We start from the raw sequence: 19965 nt of genomic DNA on the forward strand, positions 1-19965 counted from the left end.
ATGGAAAATAATATGCAAATTTCGATAAAATGGATTTTTCTTCTAATTTTCTTTGTTATGTTAAGTAAATACAACATATATATAGGATTTTCCTTGAAGATATATATGATTTTTCTAGTCATTTATTTTTGTTTAACAATTAAAGATTTTTATATTCGAAAGCTATATTTTCATGAAGTTGTATTTTTACTGTTTTATTTCATCTATTGTTTAAGTGGTATTCTTTCTATATATTTAAGTGCTAGTATTCGTATGATTTTTGGCGTATTACTTGTTTTAGGATGTTATTTTATTATGAGGAATTTACTGGGGAACACCGAAATAGTAGTACTTGAGTCAGCCATTGTCTATGTAGGATTAGTATTTAATATTGTAAGTCTCATACTCTATATAGTTGGATTACAACATTTTGGATTATATGGCGGAGAAGAGAGAGAGATTTATGCTGGATTATTAGTAGATAGAGGATATCCGAGATTAATTGGATTATTAGATGATCCCAACATCTTTATTTTTTATAATACAATATTTTTTATGTATTATATGACGAATTTATATAATATCACCAATGTAATAGGGTTGATTCTATGTGTTACAACGAGTTTATTAACTTTTTCCAGAGGCGGTATTTTAGCAATTGCGCTCGTCATTTTTGTATATGTATGCATGTCCAGTTTTGCTAAAAAAGTAAAAATAATAATGGGTTTAGTATTATTTAGTGTTATTATTTTTAGTTTAGCGAATGTAGTAATGGGTGGACAACTAGATGATATATTGAATGGTCGGATTTCTGATTTTTCACACGATAATGGGAGTGGCAGATTTACACTATGGGAAGCTGCTTTTAAATATTTTTTATCTAATCCATATATCGGTATCGGTGCTTTTAATTTCTCGAATTATTATGAGTATCAGTTCAATGAAAAACTATATGTACACAATACATTTTTAGAAATTTTATCTGAATCAGGTATAATTGGTTTCCTTTTATATAGCGCTTTTTTATGTATTCTAATGGTGAAGTTGACTAAGTATAACTTGTTTCGTGAAAAGCCATATCTTTTATTGACTATGATTGCATTTTTATTTCAGATGATGTCATTGTCACTTATTATTAACGAAGCTTTCTTTCTATTTTTAGCAGTTGTTGTGAAGTACATTTCAACATATGAAGGAAGGGGAATGATAGATGGTAAAGTGTCTATCAGTACATAACGAGGCGCCTTGTGTTTCTATAATAACACCTTCTTATAATAGTTTACGTTTTATTGGTGAGACAATCACATCTGTGCAGAGTCAATCTTATGAAAATTGGGAAATGCTTATCGTTGATGATGCTTCAACGGATCACTCAGTTGTAAAAATTAAAGAGATGATAGAAGGGGATTCGCGAATTCGGTTATTATCATTAGAAGAAAATATGGGTGCTGCTAAAGCTAGGAATATAGCGATTAAAGAAGCGAGAGGAAGGTATATTGCCTTTTTAGATAGTGATGATATTTGGCTACCAAATAAATTGGAGACGCAATTGTTATTTATGGAAGGAACGAATGTTGCGTTTTCGTATACGTCCTATAGTTTAATTGATGAAAATAGTAATGACCTGAATAAAGAGGTGAACGTACCAGAATTTGTTGATTATCATTATTTAGTAGGAAACACAATTATTGGGTGTTTAACAGTGATGCTTGATCGTGAGAAGATTCCTTGTATTGAAATGCCTAGTGTGCAGCCAGAAGATACAGCATTATGGCTGAACTTGTTAAGTAAAGGATATGAAGCGAAAGGGATACAGCAAGTATTGGCAAAATATAGGATTGTTACAAATTCTGTTTCGAGAAATAAAATAAGGGCGGCCTTCCGATATTGGAAGCTGTTAAGAGCACAAAAACCACTTAATTCATTGCAAACCTTTTTTTATTTTAGTAAGTATGCTTATCATGCTTATAGAAAAAATAAAATCAATGTAGTTGGGAAGACGCAAGTATGAATATATTGTTGATGACAGATAAATTGATAACTGGGGGAGCCGAGAGTTACTTCTGTAAATTGGAAAACAATTTGCAATATGAAAACATTACGGTTTATACAGCGGCAGGTGATGGGGAATTATATCAATCTCTAAATAAAAAAGAAAATTTCATTTTGCTCAGCCGTTGGAATCATTTGAGAAATGTTTATGATTTACAAAAAGAAATTTGTAAACGAAAGATAGATATTATTCATGCAAATAGTTTACGAATGGTATTATATGCTTTGTTACTTCAAAAGTTTATTAAAAGAAAGATAAAAGTTGTGTATACGAAACATAATGTTACGATACTAGAAAAGAAAATGCCAATGATCTTTCGTTATTTCATGAATAAATACGTGAATAATATTATTACAGTAAGTGAGTCTGAAAGAAAGAATTTAATTTCAATTCGTGTAGCTGAAGAAAAGATCAAAACAATTTATAATGGTGTGGATATTCAAAAGTTTTTATTCCAGCAGAGAAAGAAAGAATCTATTTATAGGATAGGCATATTAGCGAGATTATCTAAGGAGAAAAATCATCAACTATTTGTTAAAATTGCAGATGTGTTAAAAACGAGAAATGATTTTATGTTTTATATTGCTGGTGATGGACCGGAGAAAGAATCTATAATGAAAGAAATAGAAAAATATGGTTTACAACAAAGTGTAAAGATGTTAGGAAATGTTTCAGAACCACATGAATTTATAGGAAATATGGATGTATTACTTTTATTATCTTTTCGTGAAGTGTTTCCAATGGTAGTAATTGAAGCAATGGCTACAGGAACGCCAATTGTTTCAATAGATGTCGGCGGAATAAATGAAGCGGTAATAAATGGAGAATCAGGTGTTTTGGTGTCTGAATATTGCGAATCCGAATTCGCAGACGTGCTGGAGGAATTACAAGGAAATGAAGAAAAGGTGAATGATATTAGAGTGAAAGCGCGAGAAAAAGCGGAAAAAAATTTCTCGTTAACTAAAATGGTAGAAGAAACGAAGGATATATATGAATTAAACAAATGACCGTGGAGGTCGTTTGTTTTTTTTTATGATACAAACTTTTAAGAGAGAACTCACATATTATATGAAAAAGGCAATATAAGGAGTGAATTTATTTTGTCAGAATATATTTCTTCACAAGAGGAGTGTGCGCCAGAAAATAGTGTTCATATTGATTGCTTTGGTGCAGTTCCGAATTCGGGAAGTGATAGTTCGTTAGCGATTCAACAAGCGATTAATTATTGTGTAGCGAACCGAATTTCGACGGTAAGAATTACAGGGGTAAATACGTATAAAATATTGAAGCCGATTGTTATTAAATCCAACGTAAGGTTAGAGTTAGATCCTACCGTAACGCTGCAAATTGATGGAGATTTTAATGTGTTTGAGTTACAAAGTAATGCTTCTATAACTGGCGGTACTATTCAAGTTATTAATCAAGTATTTCAGTCATCTGTTATTTATGTTTCCGGTTCACAACAAATAGAAGTTCCTAATCACTCTCTTATTTCAAATATAAATATAATAAATGCAACGTCGTCATATAAAGGTAAGGCTATACACTTTTATTGTCAAAAAGCATGGGATTATATTAGTTTCTTTCAAGTTAACTTTATTCAAATTAAAAACTTTCAAACTGCAATACATTTGAAGACAGAATATATAGATGATATAAATACACCTTGCTGGATTAACGCAAATGTATTTCAATCTATATTTATTGATGGATGTCAGTATGGAATAGAAGTAGATGGGAATAGTGATTTACCAAATGAAAGCTCAGGAAATACGTTTCATGATATTCAAGTGCAATGTAGACAACAAACGAAAAAAGCAATTCGTTGTTCAGGTGCTTATAATACATTTAACTGTATGATTTGGGATACGTACCGGATGAGTAGTGAACAAATAGCAATTGAATTTTCTTCCAATTCTCATCGTAACTACCTTTTTTCAAATTTACTTTCAACAACTATTGTAGATAACGGACAATACAATGTTTGTAAGTCTACTTATGAAGAATCACTACGGATTCAGTTACCTTTGACGCTGAATAAACCACATTTAATAGGAAATCAAGATGATATTTTAGTAAATGCTCAACTGAAGTATAGTGTTAAGCAAGTAAGTGGGAAATTACCTTACGGAGGAAATATCGCTAATTGTTTTAATTTAATAGATGAACAAAGTGTGAATTATATCGATGTTCCAGATAGTAATCCAGTTGTTATTGAACTGGACTTTACGAAAAATCCGATTAAAATGTTGAATTGTATTGGGATGTACTTTGGATGGGGAGAGAGCCCAAAGAAAATTAAAATTGAATATGCATTAAGTGCAACTGGGAGTTGGATTATCGCGGCAGATGTTCCATTAAATGTTGGAGATACAATTATATCGAATATGAAAGCTAATCTGTTATATAAAGTAAGAATTACATTGAGTGGTTACGCTCAAGACCATAAGCGTTTTCGAATTAATCGTATTTTTGCAAGGTCTTCTATGGAAAATGGAAATGCTTGGTTAGCGACAACTGGTGGAAGAATGTTTGGAGATATTGAGTTAGAAGCAAGTAAAGGTGTAATTATGAAAACTGCTGGTGGAGTAAAATGGAAAGTTACTATAAATGAAGCGGGTCAGCTTATTACAACTAAAATAACTTGAGATGTTCTTCTCTTTGCATAAGTTGTACAAGTATTAGGTGGTGTGATGAATTCGTTTTAAAAGAGGAAGTGTAGTCTGTAGAATGAAAAAAGCTTGTAGTTTGAATATTATCAAACTACAAGCTTTTTATTTTTTCGATTACCGCCACCAAATCCAAGTCCAAAAGTAGTTTCGTATATTCCGAGGAGTAATGCGTATAAAACGTTCACCGTCAAAGAAACAATTTAAATTTGGAAGTGTTTCATCTGGATTTTCTGGAATAAAGGTGACGATGTTTTCGTTACTTGTAACGGTTACTGTAATTGGTGGATCGGTAGGCGAGACTTGAAGTTGTAAAGAAACGTTTGCTGTGTTTTTAAATTCATTATTAATAGGTGGACTTATCACTTGTACTGTGAATAACACGATAATTGTTTCGTTCGGTTCCAAATTAGTAGCGACTAGGAAACCGATATTCGGATTCGCTAGTGGAGAGCGTTCCCCATTAATGAAGACCGTACCGTTCATAAATTGTAAACCTGCTGGAATGGTGTCTTGTAACGAAATATTTGAAAGTGAAATCTCAGAAGTATTCGTAATACGCACCGTATAGTCAAAATATTGGTTTAAATAAGCAGAGCTGACGGAAGCGGTTTTCGTGACTGTTGCAGTTATAAATTGAACTGGTATACGAACAATATTCGAATTAACAATGAAAGTAATAATCGGATCCTGTGGTGTCAATTGGAAAGCGACTGTAACTGTTGCAGAATTGATAATTGTACTGTTTGAAGGAATAGAAGTTACGAGAACTTGAAATGTTATAGTTGCTACTCCATCTGCAGCCAAGGAACCAATATTAATACCAGTGTCTGGTCGGATATTTGGAACCGGAGTACCGTTAATTGTTACACTGTTTTCTATAAATGTTGTACCAGCTGGAATCATATCTAAAACGGAAGTACTTACTGTAGGAATTGGGGAGTGATTAAATATCTCTAATGTGAATGTAATAATATCTCCTATAACGACAATAGATTTATCGGCTGTTTTCTCAATGCTAATCATTGGCTCAATTAGTGTTGTTGTAACGGTATTTGTTTGCTTTGTAATTGTAATAGGTGGTTCATCTGGATCAATGATAACAGTATAGGAAACAGAAGCATTGTTATTAATTGTAGGTTGAAGAGTCGAAGAAGATATTGTTACTTGGAACGTAATGATAGCAGATTCATTAGGAGCAAGGTTTCCTAATGTAATACCGTTTTCAGGATTCGCATTCGGTTGATTGATTCCGTTAATCGTAACACTGCTAGTAACGAAGGTTGTATCTACTGGTACGGTGTCTATGACCAGAAGATCTTCAATCGTTACATTACCACTATTAGTAATTGTAATTGTATACGTTAAAGTTTGACTAGGTAATGCATTCGCGGCATTAACAGATTTTATGGCAACGACATTATCATTTTGAACAGTTGTTGTGACAGTATTTGTTGTAGTCGTATTTGCAACAGGTAAATTATTTGGGTTGACTATATAGTTAAAAGTAGTAATTGCTTTGTTGTTGAGCTCATTTGGTGTTGGAATAGAAGTTACAGTTACTTGGAATGAAGCGATAGTATTTCCACCTACAATTATAGTACCAATTGGTATGCCGCTTACTGGATTCACTCCCGGAAGAGTTTCGCCGTTTACAATGACGCTATTTTCTATAAACGTAGTACCTTGAGGAATAATATCTTGAATGATTATATCATTTGCTGAAATATTACCAGTTTGATTTAGTGTAATCGTATACGTTAACGTATCACCGACCGTTGCAAATGCAAGGTTAACAGCTTTATTACTATTCAAATTCGCGTGATGAATTTCTGTTACGGCAGCTGATGAAAGAATAGTTTCGGTAATAGGTGGCCTATCTGGTACCGTGTATTCATATTCAATTGTACTCGTGTTAAAGATTGGATTTGTTTGCGGAATGGAAGTAACCCGTACTTGGAATAGAATAGTTGCTGTCGTATTAGGCAGAATGTTATCAATTAGTATACCGCTAAGTGGGTTGTCATTTGGACGAGCGTTGCCATTCACAATAACACTATTCTCTATAAAGCTCGTATTTGCTGGAATGATATCTGTAACAATAATGTTTTCCACTTGTATATTTCCGTTATTTATGATGGAAATTGTATAAGGGATAATAGTTTGTAGGTCAGCGTATTGGATTGGCGTTGTTTTTGTCGCAATTACATTAGCAGAAATAACTTCAGTGAAGGTAATATTACTATTCGATATTTGTTCTTCCCCGTTTATTGTATAGCGGGAAGGTGATTGATTTTGAATGCGACCGCTAGCCGGAAGAGCTACGACGGTAACAGAAAATGTGACTGGGATAGAAATGTCAGGAGCAATCGTTCCTACAAGTATACCGGTACTTGGATTGGCGTTAAGCTGCGGAATGTTATTTACTAAAACGCTACCGTCTATAAAGGTTGTTCCATCAGGAATATTGTCTGTAAATACAACAGCAGTAGCATCCGTATTTCCTGTATTCGTTAAAGTTGTTGTATAAGTTAAAATGTCACCAATCGTTACAGAAGTTAAATCAACAGTTTTCAGTGAAACGATATCAGCGTCATTAATTTGAACGAAAGTAGTATTGGAAGTAGTAGATTTTTGAATTGGTGCAAAGTCAGGATTGAAAATAAAGTCGTAGACGATGTTTACAGTATTAGGTGTTGGATTTACAGCAGGTAAATTCGTAACGGAAACTTGGAATGTTATTGTTGTCGATTGACCTGATGCGATATTAGGAATGGAAAAGCCGATATTAGGGTCCGCTGCAGGAAGTACAGTATTGTTAACTAGTACACTTCCCGGAATAAATACTGTTCCATCCTCGATAGTATCTGTAAAAAAGATGGAGTTAGTTGTAGTGGATCCGTTATTTTGAATGACTACTGTATATTCAATGGTTTCATCAATATTAGCTAATACTTTATTAGCGGATTTTGTAGCGATAAGAATAGCATCAATAAATTGTATATTTGTAGTATTGGAAGAGGTCGTTTCTGAAATTGGTGGTAAGCTTGGGTCTGGTTGATACTCATAGTGAATGACGGCGATATTATTAATGTTATTTTGAGAAGGTATAGAGACTACATTTACTTGGAACGTAACAATAATCGTATTATTTGGAAGGATAATATTAAGGGTGATTCCGGTAATTGGATTTTCGTTAGGTCTTGGTATGCCATCTACAAGGATACTATTTGGAACGAATGTGGTGCCAGCTGCAATTGCGTCAATTAGGAGAGTATTTGTAATAGGTACTGTACCAGCGTTTGTAACTGCGACCGTATATGTGATGATTTGACCGATACGTGTAATGGATCTATTGGCGGATTTAATTGCACTAACATTTGCCGTCCGTACTTCCGTGTTTACTGCATTTGATAACGATCTACGCTGAATAATCGGAGAGCTAGGGTCAATTTGGTATTCATACGAAGTGTCTGAAATGTTAATGACCGTATTGCCGGACGGTATATTTGTAAGTTGTACTTGGAATGAAATAGTGACTGTTTCATTTGGTTGTATCGTGCCAAGGGTTACTCCGTTTTCTGGATTCGCGCCAGGCTGAATCACATTATTTATTGTTAAGCTATCTTCAATGAATATAGTACCTTCTGGAGTGTTATCAATGAACACAATATTGTTAGCTGGAACGGTTCCTATATTTTGTAGTGTATTTGTGTAGGTAATAATTTGCCCAATGGATACAAAAGTTACATCCGCCGCTTTAACAGAAATAATATTTGCATTTTGAATCGATGTTGTAACAATATTAGAATTTGCAGAGCGATTCACTGGTGGAGCTGTAGGAATACTTACATATTGGTAAGTTACAGAAGATTGATTTATAATTTCGGTTTCAGTAGGTGGATTGTTTGTTTGCACTTGGAATAGTATCGTTTTGGAACTGTTTGATGAAATCGTTCCAATCGGTATTCCACTTTCTGGATTTACACCTGGCTGCAGGACACCGTTAACTGTAACACTATCTGGAACGAATGTAGTCCCAGCTGGAATAGAATCTGTAAAAATAGTATTTATTGCGTCAACATTGCCGATATTATTCACTTCAGAAATATAAAGTATAGTTCCACCAATATCTACAGTTATTGGGTTGGAGGCTTTTGTAATTGTCAATTGTGCTTGCACGAAGTTCGTAATGCCGATATTACTTGTAGAGGTTTCAGTAATTGGCGGCTGGCTTGGATCTGGTTGAATTGTATATGTTGTATTGGATTGATTTGTAATAGAATCTTGCGAGAATGAATTATTAATAAGAATTTGAAACGAAATAAGGTGAGTAGCGTTTGCTGCAAGGTTAGGAAGCGTGACACCTACATTTGGATTTGCGCCAAGTATAGTAGTTCCGTTAAGTGTAAAACTATTTTCTACAAACGTAGTCCCTTGCGGAATAGTATCTGAAAATATGAGATTAGAAGCTGGAATATTTCCGGAATTTTCTAGTGTTACGGTGTAAGTTAAAATATCTCCAACGGTTGCTTGTGGTGCGTTGACAGCTTTTAGAGAAAGGATTGTGGCATCAGAAATTTGTGTAAATGCCGGATTAGAAGTAATTGTTCGAGAGATGATAGGATCGTTTGGATCGGCGATAAAAGTATAGTCAATACGGGCTGTATTAGAAATTGGATTCACGCTTGGAATGGATTGAACGATAACTTGGAACGTGACGGTGACGATTTCTGACGGCGCGACGGAGTTTAATGGTATCCCTACGTTTGGATCGGCGCCAGGAACTGATACAGAATTAATGATCACGCTATTAGGAATAAATGCAGTTCCTTCTGGGACCGAATCTGTTAAAGTAACTGTATTTGCAGTTGTATTTCCGTTATTTTGAACGACTACTGTGTAAGTGATTGTACCGTCAGTAGATTGTACGAGAGAATCTGTATTTTTAATTGCGGATAACGATGCATCAACGACAGCTGTAGTCACCGTATTAGATGAGGATGTTGCTGTAACTGGAGGTTGACTCGGATCGACAATATACGTGTAACTTGTAATGGCTTGATTTATTATTGCCCCTTGCGGTGGAATAGAACTTGCAAGAAATTGGAACGTAATAGTAGCAGAATCACCTGGTGCGATAATACCAACTGGAATACCGAGCGTTGGACTTGCATCTGGAAGTGAAATTCCATTTAACGTAACACTATTTGGAACAAATAATGCCCCTTCAGGAATTCCATTAATGAGTAATACAGAATTTGCAGGAAAGTTTCCAGTGCTTGTTAATGTTGCTGTATACGTAATTACATCTCCGATAGATACGATTGTTCGATTTGCTTCTAAAACAGTAGTAACAGTAGCGTTATTAATTTGTGTTGAAGCGCTATTAGAATTTATTGTGCCTGTAACAGGAGGGGCTGCCGGGTCAACAATAAATGCGTATTGAATAGATGCTACGTTTGTAATTGGGTTTGAAGGTGGAGTAGATGTAACTATGACTTGGAAAGTAACAGTTAAGGAACTACTTGCGCTAACGGTTCCGATATTAACTCCGTTATTTGGATTTGCACCTGGAATGGTACTTCCATTTACAGCAAAACTATTTTGAATAAAGGTCGTTCCTGCTGGAATCAGGTCTGAGAAGTTTAGATTCGTAGCGTTTGTATTGCCGCTATTTTGAATCGAAACTGTATAAGTGATCGTGTCACCGATATTTGCAAAGGCTGTATTAGCAGTTTTTACGGCCGAAAGTATCGCTGAATTAATAGAAGTAACAAAGACGTTCGTTTCCACATTTCCAGGCTGTGCTTGTAATGCATTTCCTACGTTATATTGGAAGTTAACAAATCCTAAGTTTTGGAGTTCAGGTGTGAATGTTGTTGGGTTGCTTACGATTTGCACTTGGAACATAATTGTTACGATTTGATTTGGAGTTATTGTATTTATGCCAACACCGTCAATGATAGAAGCGGATGGTAATGAAGTGCCATTAACAATGACTGATCCTGCAACAAATTGTGTCCATGTCGGTATAGGGTCTGAGAAAACAACGTTGTTAGCAGAGATATTTCCTGTATTCGTAATAGTGGTTGTATACGTAATCGTATCACCGATCGTTGCAAAAGCTTTATCTCCTATTTTAATAGTGTTTAAAATAGCACTTTCAATTTTTGTTGTAACGCTATTAGAAGTAATATTTTTTGAAACAGGTGGATTAGCCGGATTAACGATATGCTGGAAGCTAACGCTAGCTTGATTGGTAATTGGATTTATGGGCGGAATTTCATTGGCATTAATATGAAATGCTACGATGACAGATTCGTTTGGCGCGATATCACCAATTGGAACACCTGTAATGATGTTTGCATTTGGGATGCTAGTTCCGTTAAGTGTAAAACTATTCGGTTCAAAGGAAGTTCCGTCTGGAATAAGGTCGGTAAAAATAACATTCGTTGCACTAACATTTCCGCTATTTGTAATTGTAACGGTGTAGACAATATCTTGCCCGATATCTACTGTTGACACATTTGAATTTTTTTGTGCAGTAAGGATAGCACTATTAATTTGTGTTGATGTTGTATTAGATTGATTAGAAGTTGTAATAGGTGGCAGGTTAGGATTAACGACATAATGATATGTGATAGAAGCGGAATTAGAAATTGGATTAAGTGTTGGAAGTGTAGTAACAGTTGCTTGGAATGTGACGATTGCCGCATTATCACCAATAATTGAACCAATATTTACACCAGTAGATAAATCAGCGTTTGGAATGGTTTGCCCATTAACTGTAAAACTATTTGGAACGAAACTTAAATTGCTATCAAGAATATCGATAATAGTTACATCAGTTGCAGCCACATTCCCTGTATTAGGAAGGTTAAGTGTAAATGTTATTGTATTACCAACATCTGCAAAAGTAAGATTTGCTGTTTTTGTACTAATAATAGTTGCATTGTTTATTTGAAGAAGCGTAGTGTTAGAAGTAGCTGTACTTGAAACGGGAGGATTATTTGGATCAACAGTAAACTCATAATCCGTGGATGCTGTATTCGGTGTTGGATTAATAGGTGGAATGATGTTCACTGTAACTTGAAAGACAATACTATATATTTCATTTGGGGGAAGTGTTGCAAGTAATACACCGGTATTCGGATTCGCGTCAGGTTGTAAAACACCATCAACAGTTAATGTGTTAGGAACAAATGTGAGTCCACTTGGTAATACATCTGTGAATACAATATTAGTTGCATCGGTATTCCCTATATTCGAAATAGAAGTAGTGTAAAAAGCAGTTTGCCCGATATCTGTATAAGATACACTTTCATTTTTCGTCATGGATAATATGGCTTCTCTAATTTGCGTTGAAACAGGATTACTAATCGAAGTTTCTGCATCAGGTGGTGAGACTAATTGGTACGATGTTGATGAGAAATTTACAATTGGGTTTTCGGTTGGTAAGGAGATTACGTTTACTTGGAAGGAAACATTTACTGTAGTTCCAGCTGTTATAGGCCCAATATTTACACCGTTCACTGGATTCGCGCCACTTTGAGGAATACCATTAATAGAAAATGAGTTTGCAATAAATGTAGTTCCGTTCGGCACAGTATCTGTGAATATAACATTTTGTGCGGATGAATTTCCGTTGTTTGTTAAAGTAACAGTATAAGTTAGTATGTCTCCGATATGGCTAAATGATGTATCAACTTGCTTTGATGAAAGGATGGTAGCTGTATTAATTGTAGTAAACACTGTATTTGAAGTAGCGGTTCTTGATACAATTGGCGCATTTGGATCAGCGATGAATGTGTAGGAAGCAGTAGCGGTATTTGCGATTGGATTTTGAACAGGGGTAGAAGTAGCGGTAACTTGAAATGCTATTGCTATTGAGCTGTTAGGAGCAATTGATCCAATTGTAATACCTGTATTAGGATTAAGGCCAAGTTGTGTGATGCCATTTATTGTGACACTATCCGAAACGAACGTTGTGCCGTCTGGAATAAGGTCAGTGAACGTAATATTCGTAGCGTTTGTATTCCCGCTATTCGTTAAAATTGTCGTATAGGTAATAGTATCACCTAGCGTTACAAGTGTTTGATCGACTGATTTTGCCATCGTTATCATAGCATCTAGTACAGGGTTTGTAACGATATTCGTTGAAGTAGAAGTAGTAGCAGGAGCACCGCTTGGATCAACGGTATAAGAATATAAAATTGTGTCACTACCCATAATCGAACTTGAAGGAGGAATAGAAATAACATTTACTTGGAAAGTAACAGTTACTGTTTGGCCAGGAGCGATATTGGGTATGTTTACTCCAAGTGCTGGCTGCGCCCCGGGCTGCTGAACTCCATTTATTGTGACTGAATTTGCTATAAATGTAGTGCTAGCTGGGATAGCGCTTGTGAATGTTATATTCGTTGCTGGTGTATTTCCTGTATTTGTAATAGTAGTTGTATACGTAATTGTATCTCCGACAGAAATAATGGATTTATCGGCACTTTTTGTAGTTGTTAATATAGCACTCTTAATTTTTGTTGAAACCGTATTAGATACATTCGTTTGTGATACAGCAGGCTGGCTAGGATCGACCACATGTGCAAACTGTACAGAACTAAAATTCGAAATTGGATTTATACTTGGAATGTTTGCTACAAGTACGTTTATCGTAATAGAAACCGTACTACCAGGGTTTATATTTCCAATCTGAATTCCGTTCGCTGGATTTCCAATTTGCTGCGCACCAGAATCATTTACAAGATTGCCAGATATAAATGTCGTTCCATCAGGCAAAATATCCGTGAAAATTATATTTTGTGAAGTGACATTTCCAGGGTTACTTAATGTGATTGTACAAGAAATGGTATCGCCAATCGTTGCGAAAGCTTTATCTACAGATTTAACGAGTGCAATTTCCCCAGAATTTATTTGTGTCGAAACAGAATTAGATGACGTATTTCGTGAAACAAGTGGTAAATTAGGTGCTGTCATAAATTGATAATTAATAGAAGCGCCGTTTACAACCGGTGAGTTTGGTCCTCCGGGTCCGATTGTAAAAATAGGATTTGGGATGCTAACTACTTGCACACGGAAGGTGACGTTTATAAAATCTCCCGCAATAATATCCCCAATTGGTATTCCGTTCGCTGGATTTACTCCAGGTAATAAAACCCCGCCTACTCGAACGCTATCTTCTATAAATACTGTATTATTTGGAATCGAATCTGTAAAAGTAATATGAGTAGCAGTTGTATTTCCTATATTTTCTAACAAAACAGTATACGTTAAAAATGAATTTCCAGGTGCGATGTCAGAAAATAGTCGATCCACACTTTTCGTTGCTTGAATGATTGCTTCGTTAATTTGAATTAAAGTTGGATTACTTGTAGCTGTTTCTGTCACCGGTGGCTGGGTAGGGTCAACAATGATTGAGTACGTTGTGCTAGATTGGTTCAATGTTGGGTTTGTAGCTGGTATTGAGCCAACGATAGTTTGAAAACTAATTGTTGTCGTTCCTCCAACTGGAATTGAGTCTAAAGAAATCCCGCTATCTGGCCTAAATCCAAGTTGTGGGATGGAGTTAATTTGTACGCTATCAGGAACAAATGAAAGTTCAGGTGGTAATATATCGATAAAAACAGGCGTGTTTGCAGTAGTATTTCCGCTATTAGTGAGGGTAGTTGTATACGTAATTGTATCTCCAACAGCAGCAAATGCACTACTCGCAGTTTTTGTTGCGATAACGGAAGCAGTATTTACTTGTGTAAAAGTTTTATTGGATTTAACTGTTCGTGAAACAGGTGGTTCATTAATATCTACAATAAAACTATATTGAACCGATGATTTATTAGGGATTGGATTAGGATTTGGAATCGTTGTAATGTTTACTTGAAAGCTGAGTATAACTGATGCATTTGAATTTATGTTACCGATATTGATACCATTTTGTGGATTTGCATTAGGAATGGTTGTTCCATTTACTGTAAAACTATTTGGAATAAACGTTGTACCATCTGGAATTAAATCTGTAAAAATAACATTGTTTGCGGTAGTGTTACCGGAATTAGTAATGGTAGAAGTGAAAGTAAGTGTATCTCCAATAGTAGCGAATGTTGAATTGACAGTTTTATTTATAGATAGAGTAGCATCAATAATTGGAGTAACCGTTGTGTTTGTAATTGTACTACTAACAGCAGGTGATTGGTTTGGATTCACGGTATATTCATAATTTACAAGAGCATTATTTGTTAATGTGCCACTAGGTGGTATGGCTAAAATTTGTGCTTGAAAAGTAATGAATACAGTATCTCCTGGTGAAATATCTGCTAAGTGAACACCAAGTGATGGATCTAATCCTGGTTGTGGAACATTATCGATAGTTACGGAGTTTTGGATAAATGACGCTCCTGCACCAAGTCCATCCGTCAAAACAGTTGCACTAGCAGGGATATTACCTGTATTTGTTACTGCAATCGTATAGGTGACGATATCTCCAATTGCAGCTGTCGGTGTATTCACTGACTTAGTAGCGACGATTGTAGCGTTATTAATTTGAGTTGTTATTACGTTACTTAACGCATTGGCGGATGTTGGAGGTAAGTTAGGATTTACGACATATTCGTATGCTGTATTACTTTGATTAGGGATTGGGTTCGGATTCGGGATGGAAATTACTTGCACTTGGAACGAAATTATCGTATTTGCATTCGGATTTATTGGATCAATTGCTATTCCATTCGATGGATTTACATTAGGCAGTATATTCCCATTTACTGTTACACTATTAGGAATAAACGATGTCCCGCTTGGAATTAAATCTGTAAATATCACGTTTGATGCAAGTGTGTTCCCGTTATTCGCTAAAGTAGTTGTGTACGTAATAATATCATTTACGTTCGCAAACTGTTTATCTGCAGATTTTGCAGAGGTAATCGTAGCGGTATTAATAGTTGTCAGTACAGTGTTAGAAGCTACCATTTGCATTACAGCTGGTTTAGATGGGTCATATGTGTATTGGAAAGTAGTGCCTGATTGATTCGTAATTGGATTTACCGCAGGAATAGTTGGTACAAAAACCTGGAATGCAACAGTACGTGATGAATTCGCTCCTATCGTACCAATTAAAATGCCGTTAGCAGGATTTGCATTAGCTATAGGGACACCGTTAATCGTTACAGTATTAGGAAGGAAGATAGTACCAGCTGGAATGATATCTGTAAACATTACATTGGAGGCAGGGATATTGCCGTTATTAGTTAAAATCGTTGCATAAGTTATGACATCTCCAACATCAGCGAAATTTGTGCTCGTTAGTTTCGTAGCAACAATATTAGCAGTATTAATTTGTGTAGTTACTATATTACTAGTAGCGTTTCTAACAACAGCAGGTAAAATTGGATCTGCGATAAAGCTATATTGAAGTGCAGCGCTGTTTTGAACTGGATTTGGTGAAGGTAAACTATTTGCACTAATTTGGAAAACAATCGTTGTAATGCCGCCTGCTGGAATAGTACCAACTTGAAGACCAACACTTGGATCTGCACCTAACTGTAAAGCACCGCCTATAAAAATACTATTTGGTACGAGAGTCGTACCAGGAGGGAGTATATCGGTAACGACTACATTATTTGCTGAAGTATTTCCAGGGTTAGCTAGGGCAATTGTGTATGTGATCGGTTGCCCAACATCTGCAATAGTTAAATCTACCTGTTTGACAATAACTACATTTGCTAAGTTGATTTGTGTACTTACAGTGTTACTTAAAGATGTTTCTATAGTTGGCGGGTCGCCCGGATTTAAAATAAAACTATATTGTGTACTAGATGAATTTCTTGTTGGGTTTTGTGTTGGGAAAGAGGTGACAGTTACTTGATAAGAGACGGTAAGTGAGCCGTTAGCAGGAATGGAAGGTAACGGGACACCGACATTTGGATCGGCGTTATTTTGGAGTACACCATTAATAAGGAAAGTGTTTGGAATAAAGGTAGTACCATCTGGATTTGTATCTACAAAAGTCGGATTATCAGCAGTAACACTTCCTGCATTCATTAAAAGAATAGTATAAGTTAATACATCTCCAACAGTAGCGAACGCTCGATCCACTGTTTTGGTTGAAATGACATTTGCATCGTTTACTTGAGTAAATGTAGTGGTTGAAGTAGTGTTCTTACTTACAGGTGAAGCGTTTGGATCAACGATAAAGTTATAGGAAATGGAAGCGTTATTTGAAATAGGATTTGGGTTTGGAATGCTAGTTATTACTACTTGGAATGAAGCTGTAATTGTAGTATTAGCATTGATGCTACCAATATTGATGTTAGCTGGTGTAACGCCTGGTTGAGCAACATTGTTAACTATAACACTGTCTGGCACAAAGGAAGTACCATTCGCAATTGAATCGGATAGTAATACATTGTTCGCTGTAACATTTCCATTGTTTGTAAGAGAAAAAGTGTAAGTTAAAATATCGCCAACTTCCGCAAATGTTTTATCTACAGATTTAGTAGCTTGAAGGTTTGCTAGTCTAATTGTTGATGTAACAGAATTAGAATTTGCTGTTTTTGAAGTTGGTGGCAGACTTGGATTTACAGTATATAGATAAGAAGCGAAAGCATTATTAATGATAGGGTTTTGGGCGGTAATATTGATGACTGTTACTTGGAAAGCAAGGGTAAAAGTAGCTCCGGCAGGAATTGTGCCGATAGGTAAAGCAACGAGAGAATCTACATTTTGCAAAACTCCGTTTAGTGTTACAGTACCAGGAGTCAATATCGTTCCATTTGGAAGTGGATCTGTTAGTTGTACGTTAGTTGTAGCAGTATTTCCACTGTTTGTAATAAGGATTGTATAACTTATCGTTTCGCCAATTGTGGCGAATTGTTTGTTTGTTGATTTTGTTAATGTTACATTCGCATTGTTAATTTGAGTAGAAACGAGATTAGAAGAAATATTTTTCGTAACGGGTGATTGACTAGGATTGACGGTGTATTGGTAAGAAGCACTTGATCCGTTAGATACGACATTTGACGCGGGTATTGTATTTACTACTACTTGAAATGAAATATTTTTTGTTGTGCCAGCTGGGATTGATCCAATGTTCACACCGTTAGCGGGATTTGAGCCCACCTGTGTCGTGCCATCAATTGTTAAACTGTTTAGAACAAAAGTTGTGCCAGTGGGAATGACATCTGTAAAAATAACATTGTTCGCATTCGTATTACCTGTACCTGTAAAGGAAACGGTGTACGTTAGTGTATCACCAATATCTGCATAGTTTTTATCTACTGCTTTCGTCATTGTTACAGTAGCATTATTCACTTGAGTGGATACAATATTCGTCGTATCAGTACCGCTTACTGCCGGTTGATTTGGCACAGGAGTATATTGATATGTTGTTGTACCACTATTTAATATTGGATTTGTTTGGGGGATAGATGGAACGAATACTTGGAATGAAATAGTGGTAGTAGAATTTGCAGCAATAGATCCAATTGCTATACCAGTAGCAGGATTTGCTCCTGCTTGAGTAACCCCGTTAACAGTTACACTCCCTGGAATGAAAGTAGTCCCGCTTGGAATTGGATCTGTATATATAACGTTCGTTGCAGTGATATTTCCTATATTAGCTAAGGCAATACTGTAAGTTAACGTTTCGCCAATATCGGTAAAAATTTTGTTAACTGATTTTGTACCATTAATATCTGCGAGGTTAATTTGTGTTCCGGCAGAGTTGCTTGTTGCAAGACCATTAAAGGTTGTTCCTCCAGCAATTGGTGTATATTGAAATGTAATATTAGCAGTGTTAGAAATCGGATTTGGGTTTGGAAGAGAGACTACAGTCGCTTGGAAAGTTACTGTACGAGAAGCACTGTTATTAATTGTTCCAAGAGATATACCAGCAGCAGGATTTGCATTTGTTTGTGGTACGTTATCTACCGTTACAGTGCCAGGTATAAAGGAAGTACCGGTAGGAAGATTATCTATAAAAATAACGTTGTTGGCGGGAAGAAGCCCGGTATTAGGGATAGTAACGGTATAAGTGAGGACATCTCCAATTGCAGCGACGCTTTTATTCACGCTTTTCGTTGCTTGTATGTTAGGTGAATTTATGTTGATTTGTAAACCGACTGTATTTAACATATATGCGTCTCCGTTAGTTGTTAAACGGATTGCGGCGGATACTTGAGAGTTTGTTAAATAAGGAGAAATATCAATAGAAGTAATGTCCCAACCTTGCCTTCCTGCAGAGATATTTGTACTTGTAGAAGCGCTTTGATTTCGTGTTCCGAATGTCCCCGTTGTATCCAAATTTCCGGCGGCATTATTAACTTGAGAACCGAAGAAATTACTTACAGCATTATTTGGCCCAGATAATGCATTTAATGAACTGAAATTTGGTCCAAATAATGCTTGATCCCCAGTTAAATCAGCATCCCCTTCAGTAGAACTTAAAAATAATCTACCGCTTACAGGTCCTCCTGAAGGTGTTAAAAATCCTGAGACTGATACATCGGCACTACCAGTTTCTACAGAAACACGGTTACCAGCTACATAAATTGTTAAATTTCTTGCGGGTAAGGAACCGTTTTGATAAGCGACAATGAGCGTCCATCCAGAAGAATTGATAGCCCCGTTAGAAGCATCTAAAGGGTCAACAAGTCCAGGGACAGAGCCAGTTGTATAAGAGCCGGATCCTCCAGCTTGAACGAGGGATGTTACATCTGCGGACCGTGTATAGAATCCAAATGTGACAGATCCAGAAACGAAAGTTTGATTTGAAGCTGTAACAGCTGAAGGGGTAATTGAGTATGTTGACACAGGTGTTGTAAAAGAAACGGGGTTTCCTAATAAACTCGTAATGTTTTGATCACGAGATAAATAGTTTCCTCCCCAAACAAGTTCTGCGTAAAGGATAGTACTACCAGCAGGGATATTCAAAATAGCGGTAGAACTATTTTGTGTATAGTTTAATGTTGTACCAGCAGGAAAAGTAGTTACTTGTAAAGCAGTATTCGTAGTTACGAATGCACCAATTGCCCCGATTGTACCAGCACGGTTTTGATTACTAATTTTACTTAAGCCGAGAGTGTTTCCTGTAATAGCGAGTGCGCCGTTAGTGGTGGTAGAAAATCGATTCGTAATGGGCATGTTGTCACCTCATTTATATTATAGTCTTGGTCAAAATAGGATATGTGTGTGACAGATAAAGGGAAACATGTACAAGTTGATTTGGAAAGAATGATTCAAATGTCTAGATAAGGA

The 19965-nt window shown here is 36.0% G+C and carries 5 protein-coding genes; 4 read left to right on the forward strand and 1 reads right to left on the reverse strand.

Going from position 1 to position 19965, the window contains the following annotated elements:
* The 4 genes from BAQ49_RS08480 to BAQ49_RS08495 all read left to right on the forward strand — a co-directional run bounded on the left by BAQ49_RS08480 (nucleotide 1) and on the right by BAQ49_RS08495 (nucleotide 4680).
* On the forward strand, nucleotides 1-1215 hold the full coding sequence (locus BAQ49_RS08480; RefSeq protein WP_071744962.1) for an O-antigen ligase family protein: 1215 nt from the start codon (nucleotides 1-3) through the stop codon (nucleotides 1213-1215).
* The gene (locus tag BAQ49_RS08485; protein ID WP_071744963.1) at nucleotides 1190-1990 is read left to right on the forward strand and encodes a glycosyltransferase family 2 protein; all 801 of its coding nucleotides are present in this window, start codon (nucleotides 1190-1192) and stop codon (nucleotides 1988-1990) included. Before BAQ49_RS08480 ends, BAQ49_RS08485 begins: the two co-directional genes overlap by 26 nt.
* A complete protein-coding gene (locus BAQ49_RS08490) occupies nucleotides 1987-3039 on the forward strand; it encodes a glycosyltransferase family 4 protein (protein ID WP_071744964.1) in 1053 nt (350 codons plus the stop codon). The genes BAQ49_RS08485 and BAQ49_RS08490 overlap by 4 nt, the downstream gene beginning before the upstream one ends.
* A gap of 93 nt (nucleotides 3040-3132) precedes the next feature.
* Nucleotides 3133-4680 (forward strand): glycoside hydrolase family protein, encoded by a 1548-nt coding sequence (locus BAQ49_RS08495; protein WP_071744965.1) that lies wholly within the window; start codon nucleotides 3133-3135, stop codon nucleotides 4678-4680.
* Nucleotides 4681-4818: 138 nt separating this feature from the next.
* Here BAQ49_RS08495 and BAQ49_RS08500 read toward each other — a convergent pair whose 3' ends face one another.
* Nucleotides 4819-19851 carry a CLIPPER-2 domain-containing protein gene (locus tag BAQ49_RS08500; RefSeq protein WP_071744966.1) on the reverse strand — a complete coding sequence of 5011 codons (15033 nt, stop codon included), beginning with the start codon at nucleotides 19849-19851 and terminating at the stop codon, nucleotides 4819-4821.
* Between the last annotated feature and the right edge of the window lie 114 nt (nucleotides 19852-19965).

The sequence above is a fragment of the Bacillus proteolyticus genome, from assembly GCF_001884065.1.
Lineage (GTDB): Bacteria > Bacillota > Bacilli > Bacillales > Bacillaceae_G > Bacillus_A > Bacillus_A proteolyticus.